Genomic DNA, 16641 nt, shown 5'->3' with positions numbered 1-16641 from the left:
ACTGTATATAATGACAGTCACTGTATAAAAAGACAGGAATCATCATGAGACCGTTAACGCCGCGCCAAGCAGAAATTTTAGACTTAATTAAAAACAATATCGCCGAAACAGGTATGCCACCGACTCGTGCTGAAATTGCGAACCGTCTTGGCTTTAAAAGTGCAAATGCTGCCGAAGAGCATTTAAAAGCACTCGCCAAAAAAGGCTTTATCGAGATCATGCCTGGCACTTCAAGAGGTATCCGCTTACCTCATGAAGAACAACAAGAAACAGGATTGCCGCTGATTGGCCAAGTCGCTGCTGGTGAACCCATTTTAGCGCAAGAGCATGTAGAGCAATATTATCAAGTCGACCCAAACATGTTTAAACCCGCAGCCGATTTTTTACTGCGAGTACGTGGCGACAGCATGAAAGACATTGGCATTTTAGAGGGCGATTTACTTGCCGTTCATAAAATGCAGCAAGCACGTAATGGCCAAGTAGTTGTGGCCCGCGTTGAAGATGACGTCACGGTGAAACGTTTCGAGAAAAAAGGCAATGTTGTCTATCTACATGCCGAAAACGAAGCATACACCCCGATTAAAGTAGACTTAAGTTGCCAAAGCCTCACCATTGAAGGGCTTGCCGTTGGCGTTATCCGTAATGGAGATTGGTTATGAACAAACTAATGGGCACTGCCCCGCGCCACCCAGGTTTATGGGCAGATTCAACAGAAGCAGAATTGTATGGCAACCAAACCATTCAAACATTACAAACCGTCACTCAAGGTGAGTCTGAGTTAGGGCAACTGTGCAGCCAGTTAGCAACCTTAAGCCGACAAGGACGCTGGATAGTGCTCATTAGTCCTCCGCATATTGGTTATAAGCACATGCTGGCAAGTGCTGGTGTAAGAATGGACCGAATCTTACTAGTACACACTAAAGATGAAGTTGAAACGTTATGGGCAATGGAAAAAGCATTAACCAGTGGCACTTCAAGCGCTGTGATTACCTGGACGAGTTCATTAGATGCTCGTGACAGTCGCCGTTTAGAAATTGTCGCCAAAAGTGCACGCGCTTTAGGTGTGGTAATTGAAGATGTGAATACTCACTTACCTGAAAAACATCAAATCGTTAATCCAACAATGCCTTCTGCAACAAGTAATTTTTCAGCATTTCATTAAGTACGAACCCTTCAACACCAAGCCCTGCATCCAATTCAGGGCTTTTTTTTACCTTTTTTCAGCCAATTAGCGAACAAAGTGATCTTGATCAATGTTTAATCTACAAGTAATGTTGTTAACAAGGATGAAACATTTTTTATCTTTTATTTGACGTAATTTGGCAGATAACACCGCCATCGATGGGAATACGTCAATACAATTTGATTAGTTCAGTCGTAGGTACAAGTGTGGTGTTCAGCTAACAATAAAAGCGTAAACTGCCAGTTTACAACCACCAAGTTACTTTGAGGTCATCAAACTTTTTTGGGAACCGAAGAGTTTGCATAGAGCAGAGACTTACTGTGTGACTCTTCTTTGTAGTTGCTATTTGCAATAAGCAGAGGAGAAGTCTTGTGAAGCAATGGTGGTATTGTTTATTGGTTGTGCTGATAGCACTTCCGCTTGGGGCTGCAGAAATGCCCCTCAACATGACTCAAGGCGTAACAGATATCAGTGGTAAGGTTTACGACCTCCACATGACCATTTTATATATCTGTTGTGCTATTGGGCTAGTGGTGTTTGGGATCATGATTTACTCAATGATCTATCACCGCAAATCTAAAGGCGCTGTCGCGGCCAATTTTCACGAAAGTACTAAAGTGGAAATAGCCTGGACAGTCATTCCGTTTATCATCTTAATTGCTATGGCAATTCCTGCTACTAAAACCCTGATTGCAATGGAAGACTCCAGCGATGCGGATCTGACCATAAAAATTACGGGGTCGCAATGGAAATGGCACTACAGCTATTTCGATAAAGACATAGAATTTTACAGCACACTCTCAACTCCAAGAGAACAAATTGATGGTGATCAAACCAAAGGTGAAAACTATCTACTCGAGGTAGATAAGCCTCTGGTATTACCGATTAATCGCAAAGTGCGTTTTTTAATGACCTCAGATGATGTAATCCATTCTTGGTGGGTACCGGCATTTGCCGTTAAAAAAGATGCTAATCCCGGTTTTATTAACGAAGCCTGGACGCGTATTGATAAACCCGGGATCTACCGTGGTCAATGTGCTGAACTTTGCGGAAAAGATCATGGTTTTATGCCCATAGTGGTCAATGCGCTTTCTGAAGCAGATTTTGATAATTGGCTGATTGAGCAAAAGCAAATGGCTAAAACCGAAGCCGCAGCAGCTGCGGCCTCGATGTCGCAAACCTTATCTCTTGCCGATTTAAGCAAACAAGGTGAACAAGTGTACCTTGCTCGCTGCGCAGCCTGTCACCAACCCAATGGCGCGGGTCTTCCTGGCGTATTTCCATCGTTAATCGGTAGTCCGATTATTAAAGGCCCTGTTGAAGATCACCTTAATATTGTGATCAACGGTAAGCCCGGCACAGCGATGCAAGCCTTTGCTAAGCAGCTATCTGCTCAAGAAATTGCCGCAGTCATAACCTATGAGCGCAATACATGGGGTAATAACAGTGGCGATGCAGTGCAAGCAGCAGACGTAGGTAAATTTTCAAGTAATGGTACCGCAGCACCTAATGCAGCGGCAGCAAAAGCCAACACAGCAACAGCTATGGTTGATAATACTGCTGATACGCTAGCCGAAACAGTCAACCAAGCTGCTGAAGCCGTTGCAAAAGCCGTGGCGCCAGAAGATTTATCTGTACTCACCATGGAACAGCTTATGGCTGAAGGTGAACAAGTCTATGTCGCTACGTGTGCAGCGTGTCACCAACCTACTGGCGCAGGCATACCTGGCGCATTCCCCTCACTCATTGGCAGCCCAATAATAACTGGACCAGTAAGCGGGCATATCGAGATGGTTATGCACGGCAAACCAGGCACAGCAATGCAGGCTTTCAGTGCTCAACTTAGCCTACAGCAAATTGCCGCTGTGATTACTTATGAGCGTAATGCATGGGGAAATAACTCAGGTGATGCAGTTCAAGCTGCGGATGTGGGTAATTTTTCTAGTAACAGTGCAGCTTCACCAAAGCCCGCAGCACAAGCAATAGATACAGCTACCGCTGTCGTTGATACTGTTGCAGACGCGGTAACCGATGCGGCTAATCAAGCAGCCGAAGCCGTTGGCAAAGTCGTCACACCAGAAGCATCACCCACACTCACCATGGAACAGCTTATGGCTGAAGGTGAACAAGTCTATGCCGCTACGTGTGCAGCGTGTCACCAACCTACTGGCACAGGAATACCAGGCGCATTCCCCTCACTGATTGGCAGCCCAGTAATAACAGGGCCAGTAAGCGGGCATATCGAAATAGTGATGCATGGCAAACCCGGCACGGCAATGCAGGCATTCAGTAGTCAGCTCAGCCCACAAAAAATGGCTGCGGTGATTACGTATGAGCGCAATGCGTGGGGCAATAATTCTGGCGAGGCAGTTCAACCTGCCGATGTCGCTAGTCATGGACAGTAGGGGAAAACCAATGAGCACAACAACGCACGATACAATCGGCACTGCGCATGATGAGCATCATCACGGTGCCCCTAAAGGGCTAATGCGCTGGATACTGACCACCAATCATAAAGACATTGGATCTTTGTATTTATGGTTTAGTTTCATCATGTTTTTAACGGGTGGCGCAATGGCAATGGTCATCCGCGCAGAACTCTTCCAACCGGGTTTACAGCTAGTTGAACCAAACTTTTTTAATCAAATGACCACAGTTCATGGTCTGATTATGGTGTTTGGCGCGGTAATGCCAGCCTTTACCGGGTTAGCAAACTGGCTAATACCTATGATGATCGGCGCGCCAGATATGGCGCTGCCGCGCATGAATAACTGGAGTTTTTGGATTTTACCTTTTGCTTTCACCATGTTGCTGGGTTCGTTATTTATGGAAGGCGGCGGGCCTAATTTCGGCTGGACATTCTACGCACCGTTATCGACGACTTACAGTCCAGACTCTACTGCATTGTTTGTTTTTTCCATCCATATTATGGGGATAAGCTCAATTATGGGTGCGATTAACGTAGTGGTCACCATTGTGAATATGCGCGCGCCTGGCATGACATGGATGAAGTTACCGCTATTTGTATGGACCTGGTTAATTACCGCATTTTTATTGATTGCAGTAATGCCGGTACTTGCCGGTGCGGTAACGATGGTACTAACCGACAAGTTTTTTGGCACTAGCTTTTTTGATGCTGCAGGTGGCGGCGACCCAGTAATGTTCCAGCATATCTTCTGGTTCTTTGGTCATCCAGAAGTGTACATCATGATTTTACCGTCTTTTGGTATTATTTCGGCGATTGTCCCAACCTTCAGCCGCAAGCCACTGTTTGGATATTCCTCCATGGTGTATGCAACCGCAAGTATTGCTGTTCTGTCGTTTTTGGTTTGGGCACACCATATGTTTACCACGGGTATGCCGGTGTTTGCAGAACTGTTCTTTATGTACTGCACCATGCTCATTGCCGTACCAACTGGGGTGAAAGTGTTTAACTGGGTTGCCACTATGTGGCGAGGCTCAATGACGTTTGAAACCCCCATGCTATTTGCTGTCGCCTTTATTATTCTCTTTACCATTGGTGGATTCTCCGGGCTAATGCTTGCCATTACCCCTGCGGATTTCCAATACCATGACACCTATTTTGTTGTAGCTCACTTCCATTATGTATTGGTTACAGGTGCCATCTTCTCCATTATGGCGGCGGCATATTATTGGCTGCCCAAATGGACCGGTAATATGTACAACGAAACCTTAGGGAAATGGCACTTTTGGTGTTCAGTGATCTCGGTCAACGTACTGTTTTTCCCGATGCATTTCTTAGGCCTAGCGGGTATGCCACGCAGGATCCCAGACTATGCAATCCAGTTTGCCGACGTTAACCAAATTGTTTCCATTGGTGGATTTGCCTTTGGACTATCGCAGTTAATATTTCTGGCGGTTGTACTCAAGTGTATTAAAGGTGGCAAACCTGCAGGTGACAATCCTTGGCAAGCAGCTGATGGCTTAGAATGGTCGATCCCAAGCCCTGCTCCTTATCATTCATTTACCACTCCACCGGAGATTAAATGATATGAACCCAACACCAAAATCAAACCGTAAATTACTCACCATGCTTATATTAGGCTCTGTCGGTATGTTTGGGTTTGGTTTTGCATTGGTACCGCTATATGACGTGCTGTGCGACACCTTAGGGATTAACGGAAAACCCCAAAATAGTGCCAGCAGTTATGACGCGGTGGTTGTTGATAAAAAGCGCACAATCACCATCGAATTTGTGACTCAAGTGCAATCGGGTATGCCATGGGAATTCACCCCAAAAGTGAATCACATTAGTGTGCATCCTGGCGAACTTACTCATGCCAAATTCTTGGTTAAAAACCTCTCTACAAAAAATATTATTGGCCAAGCGATCCCTTCGGTATCGCCAGGTCAAGGCGCAGCATATTTTAATAAGACAGAATGTTTTTGCTTTAACCAACAGCCACTTGCCGCATCAACTAGCGCAGAACTACCCTTGATTTTTTACGTGGACCCAGACTTACCGGCGTCCATTAATACATTGACTCTCTCTTATACCCTTTACGATATCACTGACAAACTCGCGGTATCGGCAAAGCAAGGAGCAGCAAGATGACAACAAAGCATCAAACGTATTACGTCCCAGCTCAAAGTGGCTGGCCTATTATTGGCGCCATTGGCTTATTTTTAATCGCCTTTGGCGCGGGTAACTATATTCAGCAATTAGCCACCGAAAAGACCTCTGGCGGCTACATTTTATTAGCCGGTATCGCTGTGATTATCTTTATGATATTTGGCTGGTTTAAAACCGTCATTGACGAATCAATGGCAGGGTTATATTCACCGCAAATGGACCGGTCGTTTAGACAAGGAATGAGTTGGTTTATTTTCTCTGAAATCATGTTCTTCGGCGCTTTTTTTGGTGCCTTGTTTTACGCGCGGATGATATCGGTACCTTGGTTGGGCGGCGCATCAAATAACGCCATGACTCAAGAAGTATTATGGCCAGCATTTGAAGCCGTATGGCCTTTAATCAAAACCCCTGACGGCACCACCACAGAAGCCATGCCATGGACTGGTTTACCACTTATTAACACGATGATCTTACTGACATCATCTGTAACGCTGCATTTTGCCCATGTCAGTTTAGAAAAAGCTAAGCGCAAGCCACTCATTATTTGGTTGGGCTTAACCGTGATTTTAGGGGCGGTTTTCCTTGGATTACAGGTAGAAGAGTATAGCCACGCTTATCAAGAAATGGGCCTCACGCTCACTTCGGGGGTGTACGGTAATACCTTTTTCTTGCTCACCGGTTTTCACGGTATGCACGTCACCATTGGCACCCTATTTTTGATTATTTTATTGCTCAGAATTATCAAAGGCCATTTTACTCCAGACAAGCATTTCGCTTTTCAAGCAGGCAGTTGGTACTGGCACTTTGTCGATGTGGTGTGGTTATGCCTATTCATCTTTGTGTATGTGTTGTAAAACGCTGAGTATTAATAAGGCCGGGTGTTGGGTTGAATATAACCCAACCCTAAAGCCACCAGCAGGACCAATACAACGGCCACGGAGAATAAAACGCGTCGGCCTAAATATTGACTCATGGGTTGTTCATGCTGACCTTTAACCATAATAAACAATGCTCTACCTAAATTAAAAATTATGAATATAAGCAACGAGACTAAAACTAACTTAACAAGTAATGGGGCTGTCACAGGCAATCCTTTTAGTAGTGTGGGTGTGTCTCGAGTGTTGTTGGTTTTAATTACAGTGAGCGTGTTTTGGATTTTGGTCAAGCTCGGGTTTTGGCAGTTAGCGCGTGCAGAGTATAAAGAGCAATGGCAAGCGACATTGGCCATGCGCCAGCAGCAAGCACCGCTAGATTATCAGCAACTGTTAACATTAATGAACCCTAATACACCGACAGATACAGCTCCTGAAACAGCCTTGCTGACAGGTTATCGTTTATCGGTACAGGCGACACCACTCAAGCAACCCTTGTTACTGTTAGACAATCAAGTGTACCAAGGTCAGGTGGGATATTTAGCTTATCAACTATTTGAAGTGACGGCCGACACTCCCTGGATTCTAGTGGAGTTAGGATTTGTCCCCGCAGGTAACGATCGTCGAGAGCTACCGGCTTTAACACCTATTTTGTCAGGGCAATATCAATTAACAGGTCGGATTTATCAGAAACAGGCCAACCCATTGAGTGATGAGCTCCACCCTGAAATACACACAGGTAAACCAATACGCTTTCAAAATATCAACATACCAGCATTAACGTTGTTATTGAAACACGATATTGCCGCTGCGGTATTGCAACCGGATAACGTTCCACAGCACTCATTGCCTCAGCCATGGGTGCCTATCCCATTATCGGCCCAAAAACATCAAGGCTATTCCTTGCAGTGGTTCACTATGGCTGCGGTGTTTTTAGGGTTAATGGGTTGGATTATGTATAAACAATATCGACGCCAACAGAAAAGACATTAACATTACACAAATAACAATAATATCATAATGATACGAGGAGATAGAATGAACTCCCAACTTAAAAAAAGTAATAAAACATTAATCTTATTACTGGCCGTTTTCGTGTTACCCGTCGCGGTGGCAAAACTAGTATTAAGCTTTGATTTGTATCAAGGTGGGGCCACCAACAAAGGCGCATTAATGTCACCTGACATTAATTATTCAACCCTTGCCATGCCCAACCCAAAGCCACACTCGTGGCAAATGTTGTATCTATTACCAGAAATCTGCGAGCAATCGTGCCAAGACCGATTATACGTGCTGCATCAGGGCTATATCGCCTTAGGCAAAGACCGCGACAGAGTCATCCCGATAATTTTAATCGACAGAAATAGCGATATTAATACGCTTAAAAAGCTAGGAATTTCTTTCCAACAAGTCCCCGTGAACCAAGCCTTAGCGGCATTATTGACCCAACAACAACTGGTGATTGTTGACCCGCTCGGCAGCTTAATTATGCAATACAATGAAGTGACAGGCCGCGATGCCAATATCGCTCAGGGCAAAGCCATGATTGCTGATTTACGCAAAATGCTTAAGTTATCGAGGGTTGGCTAATGGCAATTCAAAGACTCATTAAATTCACTTTAGTCTTTACCCTCGCGGTCATTTTAATGGGTGCCTACACTCGTTTGTCGGACGCGGGCTTAGGTTGTCCAGATTGGCCAGGATGTTACGGCCATTTATCGGTACCGAGCGCAAGCCATGATCTTGCTAGCATTGAACAACGTTTCCCAGATATGACCATAGAGCCAGAAAAAGCCTGGCTTGAAATGATCCATCGTTACATTGCCGGCACACTCGGCTTAATGGTGTTAGCCATTCTCATTATGTGTTTTAAGCAAGCCAATGCGCCGAAAAAACTCCCCAGCTTTATAGCCATATTGATTATATTCCAGGCCGCACTTGGCATGTGGACCGTCACTATGAAACTCATGCCAATCGTAGTCATGGCGCACCTTATTGGCGGCTTTAGTTTATTTGCCTTACTGTTATTGCTGTATTTGCGCCTTAAGCCGCTGCGGATCCCCGGCGGAGATAGCCATGCACGTAAACTAATGCCATTAGCGCTAGTGTGTTTAGGGGTACTGATTATTCAAATTGTACTAGGCGGTTGGACATCATCAAATTATGCGGCACTCGCTTGCACGACATTACCGATTTGCGAAGGCAACTGGGTTGATAACTTGCGCTTCGCCGATGCATTTTCGCCGTTTCAAGGCGAACACCCCAGTTTTGAATTTGGTGTTTTAGACTATCCGACACGGATGACTATTCATATTAGCCACCGTATTTGGGCGGTAGTCACTGCAGTTATGCTGATTTGGCTCGCAATAAAACTACGTTATTCACACTCACACATTATGCGCAATAGTGCCTTTATATTGCTATTGCTCGTCGTTGTTCAAGTCGGCCTTGGGATAAGCAATGTGGTAATGAATTTACCACTGGGCATTGCCGTGTCCCATAACGCGGGGGCGGCATTATTGCTGCTCACTTTAGTCTTTATTAATTACGCTCTGTGGCGTAAAGCATAAACGAGGATAGACCATGACAAAACCTCTTACTCTAAGCCAACCACAACAAAAAATAACGCTCTCTTGGCGTGCCTATTTTGAAATGACTAAACCGAAAGTTGTGGCATTAATGCTGCTGACCGTCTTAGTGGGCATGTGTTTAGCCGTACCTGGAGTTGTGCCTTTACAGCCATTGGTCGCCGGAATGGCAGGCATTGCGATGATGGCGGGCGCGGCAGCAGCATTTAATCATTTAATCGATCGTAAAATTGATGGTTTAATGGCGCGAACTTACAACAGGCCATTGCCTAAAGGCAAAATATCGACAACTAAAGCAGCTGTATTTGCGATTTCACTGGGAGTCATTGGTTTTATCGTTCTGTATACATTAGTCAATCAGCTTACCGCTTGGCTAACGTTTGCCAGCCTTATTGGCTATGCGCTGGTGTATACCGCCTACCTTAAGCGAGCCACTTCGCAAAATATTGTTATTGGAGGATTAGCAGGGGCAATGCCCCCATTGCTCGGCTGGACCGCCGTCACCAACGAACTTCATGGCTATGCATTACTTTTAGTGATTATCATCTTCACCTGGACACCGCCACACTTTTGGGCGTTAGCTATCCATCGCCGTAAAGAATACGCTAAAGTCGACATCCCTATGCTACCCGTAACCCATGGGGTAGAATTTACCAAGACGTGCATTTTGCTGTATACCATTTTGTTGGCAATTGCGTGCTTATTACCGGTATTAGTTGGCATGTGTGGACCCATTTATTTGGTGGGTTCAACCCTCTTGAGTTGTGGGTTTATTTACAAGGCGTGGCAGCTTAAATACCATGATTACCCAGGCTTAGCCATGAAGGTATTTACCTTCTCAATCTATCATTTAATGGTGTTATTTATTGTACTGTTGGTTGATCATTACTTTTGGGTTAATCCATAGAAAGGATATCTGTATTGAAAATACTCATTGCGGCAGGTTTCATATTGCTCACCATTGTCGGGGTGTTTGCGTTTAAAACCACTCAAGATAAGCCGCTCGATTTGGCCACTAGCTATGTGTTTGATCAGCCTAGAGCATTAGCACCTTTTACGCTTGCAGACCAATACGGCAATCCATTTACCAATCAATCCTTACAAGGTAAATGGAGCTTATTTTTTATTGGTTATACCGCCTGCCCTGACGTATGTCCTACTACCTTAAATAAGTTAGCGGCGGCATACCCTAAATTACAAAAAATATCCGATTCGTTTCAAGTGGTGTTTGTCTCAGCCGATCCTGAGCGAGATACCCAAATTAAGCGTCTCGATTACATCAATTTTTTTAATAAGGAATTTAAAGCCGTCAGTGCAGAACACACTTCGTTGTTTCCATTTAGTCGCGACCTGGGTTTTGTCTACGCCATGGTAGGTGAAGACAGTGACTATCAAGTGGATCACAGTGCATCTTATGTGTTGGTATCACCTCGCGGAGAGAAAACAGCAGTATTTAAAACCAAGCCGGCACCCGGCCAACTACCACAAATTCTCAATAGCGAACTGATTAGCGACGTTGACCAGATTGTTAGCACCTGGCGTTAGCAAAGGAAATTAAACTGGCTGCAATGGCGTTATTCTTGCGGCCATTTACCGTCATCTTTTGGCCTAATCCACATTTGCGAAAACCAATAATAACCCGTACGGGTTTTACTCGGTACGGTGCAATTATAACGTGAACGACCTGGCGCCATATCAGCAGGAGCTTGAATACTAAAGGTATCTTCTTCTATCCATATCGGCTTTTTAGCACCTTGCCCTTGGATAAAACACATCAATTGATGTGGGTACAAATCCGTAGTGTCGAGAGTAATAACTAACTTAGGCCTAAACTTGCCAGAAGCTAGCACTGGTTCACTGATATTCTGCTTCAGCACTGGCATCGGCAAGCTTGAAAACTTCACTGTAAGGCTTGATAAATCGGCATAAGCATTCGCCACCGGAAATCGTGGTAATGCAGTAATAGACGAGTACTCGCCCGCTGCACCAGATTGCTGGCCAAAACCAACAAAACCGTGTTTTTCCAATATGGCTTCTAATTTCGCAGTGTATTCACCATAAGGATAAGCAAACATTTTTGCACTTTGGCCTGTTTGTTTAAGCAGCTCAGTCTCTGTAGCTAAAATATTGCTTTCTACTCGGTCATGCCATTGCTCTGCAGTTTCTTTGGGTAAACGACGAATAAGATGTTCATGTCCCCAGCTATGGTTTGCAATGGTCGCGCCTTGTTCTGCTAAGGTATTGATGTCTTGCCAGCTCATCATCTCGTCATAGCCAGCAATAATAGGTGCTGGCGATATAAACACCGTAAATGGGAATTGATGGGATGCGAGAATGGGCGCAGCATTTTTGATGATGCTTTCATAGCCGTCATCGAAGGTAATCACAATACTATTATTGGCAATTGCCGTGTTATTCTTTAGCGCATCGACGGCATCACTTAATGGCATTACCGTAAAGTGATTGTCTGCTAAGTACTGCATCTGCTCGGCAAATTGTGCGGGAGTAACACTCGTGCTTTTTGGCGTGCTCTCTGAAACATGATGGTATTGTAAAATTACCACCGCTTGTGCGTTAAGGTGAAACAAACTAAAACAGATAACCATCAAGCCTAATACTATTTTTTTAACCATGATTACTCATACCTATGTCAGTTAGCGTATTACTATTAAATCGCCATAAACATCGTCAATTATTGGCATTAGCGACACCGATGATACTGTCAAATATCACTATCCCACTTTTAGGGTTAGTCGATACCGCAGTGATTGGCCATTTAGGTCAAGCTTACTATCTTGGTGGGGTTGCACTTGGCAGTACCGTTATCACCTTAATGATTTGGTTGCTCGGCTTTTTACGCATGTCGACAACCGGACTCGTCGCACAAGCTTATGGTGCAGACGATAAAATAACGCAACAACAATTATTGTTACAAGGTTGTATCTTAGCATTAACCTTAGGGTTTGCCTGCGTTATGTTGCAGTCTCCCCTCGTAAACTTTGCGCTAAGTCTCAGTGATGCCAGCGAACAGGTCATGCTGTACTGTCGTCAATATGTCGATATCCGGATCTGGTCACTGCCGTTCGCGTTAGTCAATTTGGTGTTATTAGGTTGGCTGCTCGGACGCCAAGCGCCTAAAGCGGCCATGTGGCAGCTCATTATAGCTAATTGTATCAATATCATCCTCGATATTGTCTTTGTTATGGTCTTTAAATGGGACGTAAGAGGTGCTGCGTTAGCCTCTGTGATTGCCGATATTTGTGCATTCTCAGTAGCACTTATCATGGTTAAACGTCAGCTCGTTAATATGGGTGACTTTGATTTAAAACGCAGCTTAAGCCAACTCACACTTCGCGGTTATAGGCGTTTATTGTCGCTCAATCGCGACATTTTTATCCGCAGTTTGTGCCTGCAAGCCGCGTTTAGTTTTATGACATTCTACGGGGCAGGATTAGGCGATAACATCATAGCGGCTAATGCGGTGTTGCTTAACCTGTTAATGCTGATCTCTTACGCACTTGATGGCATAGCCTATTATGCTGAAGCCGAAGTCGGCCGCGCATTTGGACAAAAAAATCCCAAACTACTGCACGAAAGTGTAGTGCTGGCTTTTTGTTGGTCAGCCTCAACAGCAGTACTGTTTAGCTTGTTATTCTGGGGGGCTGGGGCATGGATAATTCAACTCTTAACCAATGTTGAGGCCGTACAAAATAGTGCTAATCAATACCTTATTTGGCTGATATTCATGCCCATTCTAGCCTTCGGCTGTTACCTATTTGACGGCGTTTACATTGGTGCAGCCCAGGGACAGATTATGCGTAACAGTATGATTATATCGACCTTTGCAGTGTATTTCCCATGTTGGTATTTATTGCAACCATGGGGTAATAACAGCCTGTGGGCGGCCATGTCGATATTTATGCTATGCAGAAGCATAACCTTAGGTTGGCACTATTATTATAAGCTGAGATATAGACTGGCTACCGCATAATAATCATTGAACGCCACAATGCGAAAATGTAACATTCTGACAACATTTTTTTAAACGGATTTTTAATGAAAAGGATTTTATGGCTTTTAGCCATCACATATATTCAACTCTCAAATATTGCCCTAGCAACTTCCCTCCCTGTTGAAGCGTTTGCCAATCTCCCAGATGTGCGCTTTGTCACCTTATCGCCTGATGGTACAAAAGTCGCTTCGCTAATTAGGGTTAACAATAAGACTCTCGACGGACAAATGTTGAGCATTCGCGACATTAAAACCAATAAAGATATTTTCCCAGTCCAAACTGACAATCAAAAATTTGTGATTTTGTCACTCACCTGGGCAAGTGATGACATTATCTTAATCACCGCTAAGTACCCTGCCACCCGTCGCGGTATTCCTACAACTGAAACGCGCTTAATGAAGTATTCACTTAGCGACAATAAAACCTCCAGTGTGTTTTCTAAACGCACTTTTTCACGATTTGTAGACGTGCCACAAATACAATCTTCTATCGTCGATTATCTTGATAACGACCCTGACCATATTCTTATGCAAATAAGTGACTTAGGCTCTAAGATGCAATATGAAAGCGTGATTAAAGTCAGCTTAAAAAGCGGTGGAATAAAGATAAAGCAACACGCACAGAAGTACATTGAAAATTGGTTAACAGACAGGCAAAACCAGGTACGCATTGGCATTTATCGCGACGATACAAGCTACCGTATTTATGAGCAACAAGAAGCCGATGGCGACCTACGCTTATTATGGGAGTTTGAAGCATTAGGTGAAGATGCCATATGGCCTATCGGCTTTGACCATGACTCGAACATCCTTTATGTCAGTGCTTACCATCAAGGTTTAAAAGCTATCTTTAAAGTGAATTTAACCGACTCTAATCTGACTAAAGAACTGGTTTATCAAAACGAGAATTATGATGTCGAAGGCCAGCTCATTTATTCCAATTTAAAACAAAAAGTCATCGGTATTGATACCAATATTGAAGGGGAATTCTTATTTTGGGATAACGACTACATCAAGCTCAATAACGGTTTAAACGATGTATTACCAGAATCTCATAATGTCATTAATCAATTAAGCGACAATGAACGACGCTATTTGGTCTACAGCACTGGTCCCATTGAATCGGGTACTTACTTTTATGGCGACCGGGACAAAGGAGAACTTTATCCAATCGCTTATCGTTATAGCCAATTGCCGCCTGAGGTCTTGGCTAAACCTAAAAAGGTTAATTACAATGCCCGTGACGGTTTAGCTATTGAAGCCTTTTTAACAACACCAAAAGACACTGAAGCCAAAAACTTACCCACCATTATTTTTCCGCATGGTGGGCCGATTAGTTACGACTCAACTGCATTTGATTACTGGTCACAATTTTTCGCTAACCGAGGTTATGCCGTCTTACAGATGAATTTTCGAGGGTCTGCTGGATATGGCTTTCAGTTTATGAATTCAGGGCTAAAAAACTGGGGGCTTGAGATGCAAAATGACATCGAAGATGGCGCTCATTGGCTAGTGCAACAAGGCATTACCGACCCTAAACGCATGTGTATTGTCGGCGCAAGCTACGGTGGCTATGCCGCATTAATGGGGGTGGCAAAAACACCCGATTTGTACAAATGTGCTATCAGTATTGCAGGTGTGACAGATCTTGAAAGCTTAGTAAAATCATCACGTAACTACGACAACAGTAAAATCGTTAAAAAACAAATTGGTGATGATTATGATGATTTATACCAACGATCACCTATCAGTAAGGCTGCCAGTATCAAGGTGCCCGTATTGTTAATTCACGGCACTAAAGATCGAGTGGTAAAAGCAGAACATAGCGAAGCAATGTACGATGAACTTAACGAGTTAAATAAACCAGTTAAATACGTTGCGCTTGAAAATGGCGACCATTACCTGAGCAGTAATGAACACCGCTTAACCACATTTATTGAAATAGAGCGCTTCCTGGCTGCCAATCTTGGGGTAAAATAATCTCAAGTTATACCCATTCCACTAATTATCTGGTCATTCAGCGGGAATTCTGTGTCTTCTAGGCAAGTAATAGGATTGAAGGCATAGTTGCTCTACGTCAAAATGCTATTAAGCAGCATAGAAGGCACAGAAACCCGCCTTGCAGGAGGCACTCAGACCGTTCATTTCTTTGTTGCATCGTCTTAGAAGGGAATAACCATTATTACAACAATGCGCCTCAAACTGAACAGTCTGAGTGACTCTGATTGGTCACATAATTAATGGAAATGGTATTACATGAGAAAATAGAATGACTCAAGAATTGATAATAACCGATGTCGAAATAGGCAGTGGCAAAACCGCTGTAAAAGGCGCGCTAATAACGACCCGCTACAGTGGGCGTTTAGCTGATGGAACTCAGTTTGATGCATCTGATGCGTTTCAATGTGTCATCGGCACTGGCCGAGTCATTAAAGGCTGGGATCAGGGTATTGTAGGTATGAATGTGGGTGGCAAAAGACAGCTATCAGTACCGGCGCATCTTGCTTACGGCGAGCGAAAAGTTGGCGATCGTATTCCGGCTCACTCAGATTTGTTTTTTGAAATCGAATTACTTGAAGTGTTAACTCGAGACGATTAACCCATCTCTATATAAACAAAAACGCGACTCAAAAAGTCGCGTTTTTTATTGCCTCACACTTAATGCTATTAAGCGTAAGAATGCTCGCCATGCTGGTGATCTGTTACATCACGCACACCGTTTAATTCGCCAGGGAACATATCTAATAACTGTTTTTCAATACCATCCTTTAAGGTGATATCAACCTGCGAACAACCGTTACATCCACCGCCAAACTGTAATACTGCAACACCCGCGTCGGTAATTTCTACCAACATAATGTTACCGCCGTGGCTGGCAAGTTGTGGGTTAATTTCTGACTGAATAACATATTCAATACGTTCAACTAATGGCGCATCACCAGACACTTTGCGCATTTTGGCGTTAGGTGCTTTTAAAGTTAATTGTGAACCTAATTGGTCTGTCACAAAATCAATGCTTGCGTCGTCTAAAAAAGGCACGCTTTTTTCGTCAACCATGGCACTGAAACCATTAAATGGTAATTCAGTATCGTCAGCTTCTACCGCATCTGGTGGGCAGTAAGACACGCCACACTCTGCTTGCGCTGTGCCTGGGCTTATAACGAAAACACGAATGTGAGTGCCTTCTGGCTGATCGGCCAATAATTTAACGAAATGGGCCTGAGCTGTATCGGAAATGGTGATCATGAAAACCTGCTCCCTCAGGGTATACCCGAGTAATTTAGTAAGAATTAGGCACATGATACTCTGTGTTGGATTTTCTTTGTAGTCTCGACACGCTTTGATCTTAAAAAAATGATCAAGTTCAAGGTTTTTTACATTCAAAGTTGCGCA

General features: G+C 44.0%; 17 protein-coding genes. 14 read left to right on the top strand and 3 right to left on the bottom strand.

Going from position 1 to position 16641, the window contains the following annotated elements:
• The first annotated feature begins 44 nt into the window (after window positions 1-44).
• The 6 genes from lexA to AC19MX_RS11215 all read left to right on the top strand — a co-directional run bounded on the left by lexA (window position 45) and on the right by AC19MX_RS11215 (window position 6631).
• Complete coding sequence (gene lexA, locus AC19MX_RS11240) at window positions 45-659, top strand: transcriptional repressor LexA (protein WP_432400623.1); 615 nt, start codon at window positions 45-47, stop codon at window positions 657-659.
• Window positions 656-1162, top strand: a complete 507-nt coding sequence (locus AC19MX_RS11235; RefSeq protein ID WP_432400625.1) for a cell division inhibitor SulA — start codon at window positions 656-658, stop codon at window positions 1160-1162. Before lexA ends, AC19MX_RS11235 begins: the two co-directional genes overlap by 4 nt.
• Window positions 1163-1554: 392 nt before the next feature.
• Window positions 1555-3588 (top strand): cytochrome c oxidase subunit II, encoded by a 2034-nt coding sequence (coxB, locus tag AC19MX_RS11230; RefSeq protein ID WP_432400627.1) that lies wholly within the window; start codon window positions 1555-1557, stop codon window positions 3586-3588.
• A 10-nt stretch (window positions 3589-3598) separates the two neighbouring features.
• A complete protein-coding gene (gene ctaD / locus AC19MX_RS11225) occupies window positions 3599-5194 on the top strand; it encodes a cytochrome c oxidase subunit I (RefSeq protein ID WP_432400629.1) in 1596 nt (531 codons plus the stop codon).
• Between the two features lies 1 nt (window position 5195).
• Window positions 5196-5759, top strand: coding sequence for a cytochrome c oxidase assembly protein (locus AC19MX_RS11220; protein ID WP_498298102.1), 564 nt, complete (start codon window positions 5196-5198; stop codon window positions 5757-5759).
• Window positions 5756-6631, top strand: a complete 876-nt coding sequence (locus tag AC19MX_RS11215; protein ID WP_432400633.1) for a cytochrome c oxidase subunit 3 — start codon at window positions 5756-5758, stop codon at window positions 6629-6631. The genes AC19MX_RS11220 and AC19MX_RS11215 overlap by 4 nt, the downstream gene beginning before the upstream one ends.
• Before the next feature lie 11 nt (window positions 6632-6642).
• Here AC19MX_RS11215 and AC19MX_RS11210 read toward each other — a convergent pair whose 3' ends face one another.
• A complete protein-coding gene (locus AC19MX_RS11210) occupies window positions 6643-6861 on the bottom strand; it encodes a DUF2909 domain-containing protein (protein ID WP_498298100.1) in 219 nt (72 codons plus the stop codon).
• On the opposite strand from AC19MX_RS11210, the gene AC19MX_RS11205 reads away from it, so the two are divergent.
• Genes AC19MX_RS11205 through AC19MX_RS11185 form a run of 5 tightly spaced genes read left to right on the top strand, consistent with a single transcriptional unit; the run spans window position 6809 to window position 10782 of the window.
• The gene (locus AC19MX_RS11205; protein ID WP_498298098.1) at window positions 6809-7642 is read left to right on the top strand and encodes an SURF1 family protein; all 834 of its coding nucleotides are present in this window, start codon (window positions 6809-6811) and stop codon (window positions 7640-7642) included. The genes AC19MX_RS11210 and AC19MX_RS11205 overlap by 53 nt on opposite strands.
• Before the next feature lie 45 nt (window positions 7643-7687).
• The gene (locus tag AC19MX_RS11200; protein WP_498298096.1) at window positions 7688-8239 is read left to right on the top strand and encodes a redox-active disulfide-containing membrane protein; all 552 of its coding nucleotides are present in this window, start codon (window positions 7688-7690) and stop codon (window positions 8237-8239) included.
• Window positions 8239-9219 carry a COX15/CtaA family protein gene (locus tag AC19MX_RS11195; protein ID WP_498298094.1) on the top strand — a complete coding sequence of 327 codons (981 nt, stop codon included), beginning with the start codon at window positions 8239-8241 and terminating at the stop codon, window positions 9217-9219. Before AC19MX_RS11200 ends, AC19MX_RS11195 begins: the two co-directional genes overlap by 1 nt.
• Window positions 9220-9232: 13 nt before the next feature.
• Window positions 9233-10144 carry a heme o synthase gene (gene cyoE / locus AC19MX_RS11190; protein ID WP_498298092.1) on the top strand — a complete coding sequence of 304 codons (912 nt, stop codon included), beginning with the start codon at window positions 9233-9235 and terminating at the stop codon, window positions 10142-10144.
• Window positions 10145-10158: 14 nt separating this feature from the next.
• The gene (locus AC19MX_RS11185) at window positions 10159-10782 is read left to right on the top strand and encodes an SCO family protein (protein WP_498298090.1); all 624 of its coding nucleotides are present in this window, start codon (window positions 10159-10161) and stop codon (window positions 10780-10782) included.
• 29 nt (window positions 10783-10811) lie between these two features.
• On the opposite strand, the gene AC19MX_RS11180 is transcribed toward AC19MX_RS11185, so the two are convergent.
• A complete protein-coding gene (locus AC19MX_RS11180) occupies window positions 10812-11870 on the bottom strand; it encodes a polysaccharide deacetylase family protein (RefSeq protein ID WP_498298088.1) in 1059 nt (352 codons plus the stop codon).
• 14 nt (window positions 11871-11884) lie between these two features.
• Here AC19MX_RS11180 and AC19MX_RS11175 point away from each other — a divergent pair, with 14 nt between their 5' ends.
• The 3 genes from AC19MX_RS11175 to AC19MX_RS11165 all read left to right on the top strand — a co-directional run bounded on the left by AC19MX_RS11175 (window position 11885) and on the right by AC19MX_RS11165 (window position 15847).
• Window positions 11885-13228 carry an MATE family efflux transporter gene (locus tag AC19MX_RS11175; RefSeq protein ID WP_498298086.1) on the top strand — a complete coding sequence of 448 codons (1344 nt, stop codon included), beginning with the start codon at window positions 11885-11887 and terminating at the stop codon, window positions 13226-13228.
• A gap of 65 nt (window positions 13229-13293) precedes the next feature.
• Window positions 13294-15228, top strand: a complete 1935-nt coding sequence (locus AC19MX_RS11170; RefSeq protein ID WP_498298084.1) for an alpha/beta hydrolase family protein — start codon at window positions 13294-13296, stop codon at window positions 15226-15228.
• A gap of 289 nt (window positions 15229-15517) precedes the next feature.
• Window positions 15518-15847, top strand: a complete 330-nt coding sequence (locus AC19MX_RS11165; RefSeq protein ID WP_498298082.1) for an FKBP-type peptidyl-prolyl cis-trans isomerase — start codon at window positions 15518-15520, stop codon at window positions 15845-15847.
• 68 nt (window positions 15848-15915) lie between these two features.
• Here the strand turns inward: AC19MX_RS11165 and nfuA are convergent, their stop codons facing one another.
• Window positions 15916-16494, bottom strand: coding sequence for a Fe-S biogenesis protein NfuA (gene nfuA / locus AC19MX_RS11160; RefSeq protein ID WP_432400654.1), 579 nt, complete (start codon window positions 16492-16494; stop codon window positions 15916-15918).
• Window positions 16495-16641: the final 147 nt, after the last annotated feature.

This window comes from Shewanella sp. MF05956 (genome assembly GCF_059758055.1).
This window is presented reverse-complemented; position numbering and strand designations above follow the sequence as displayed.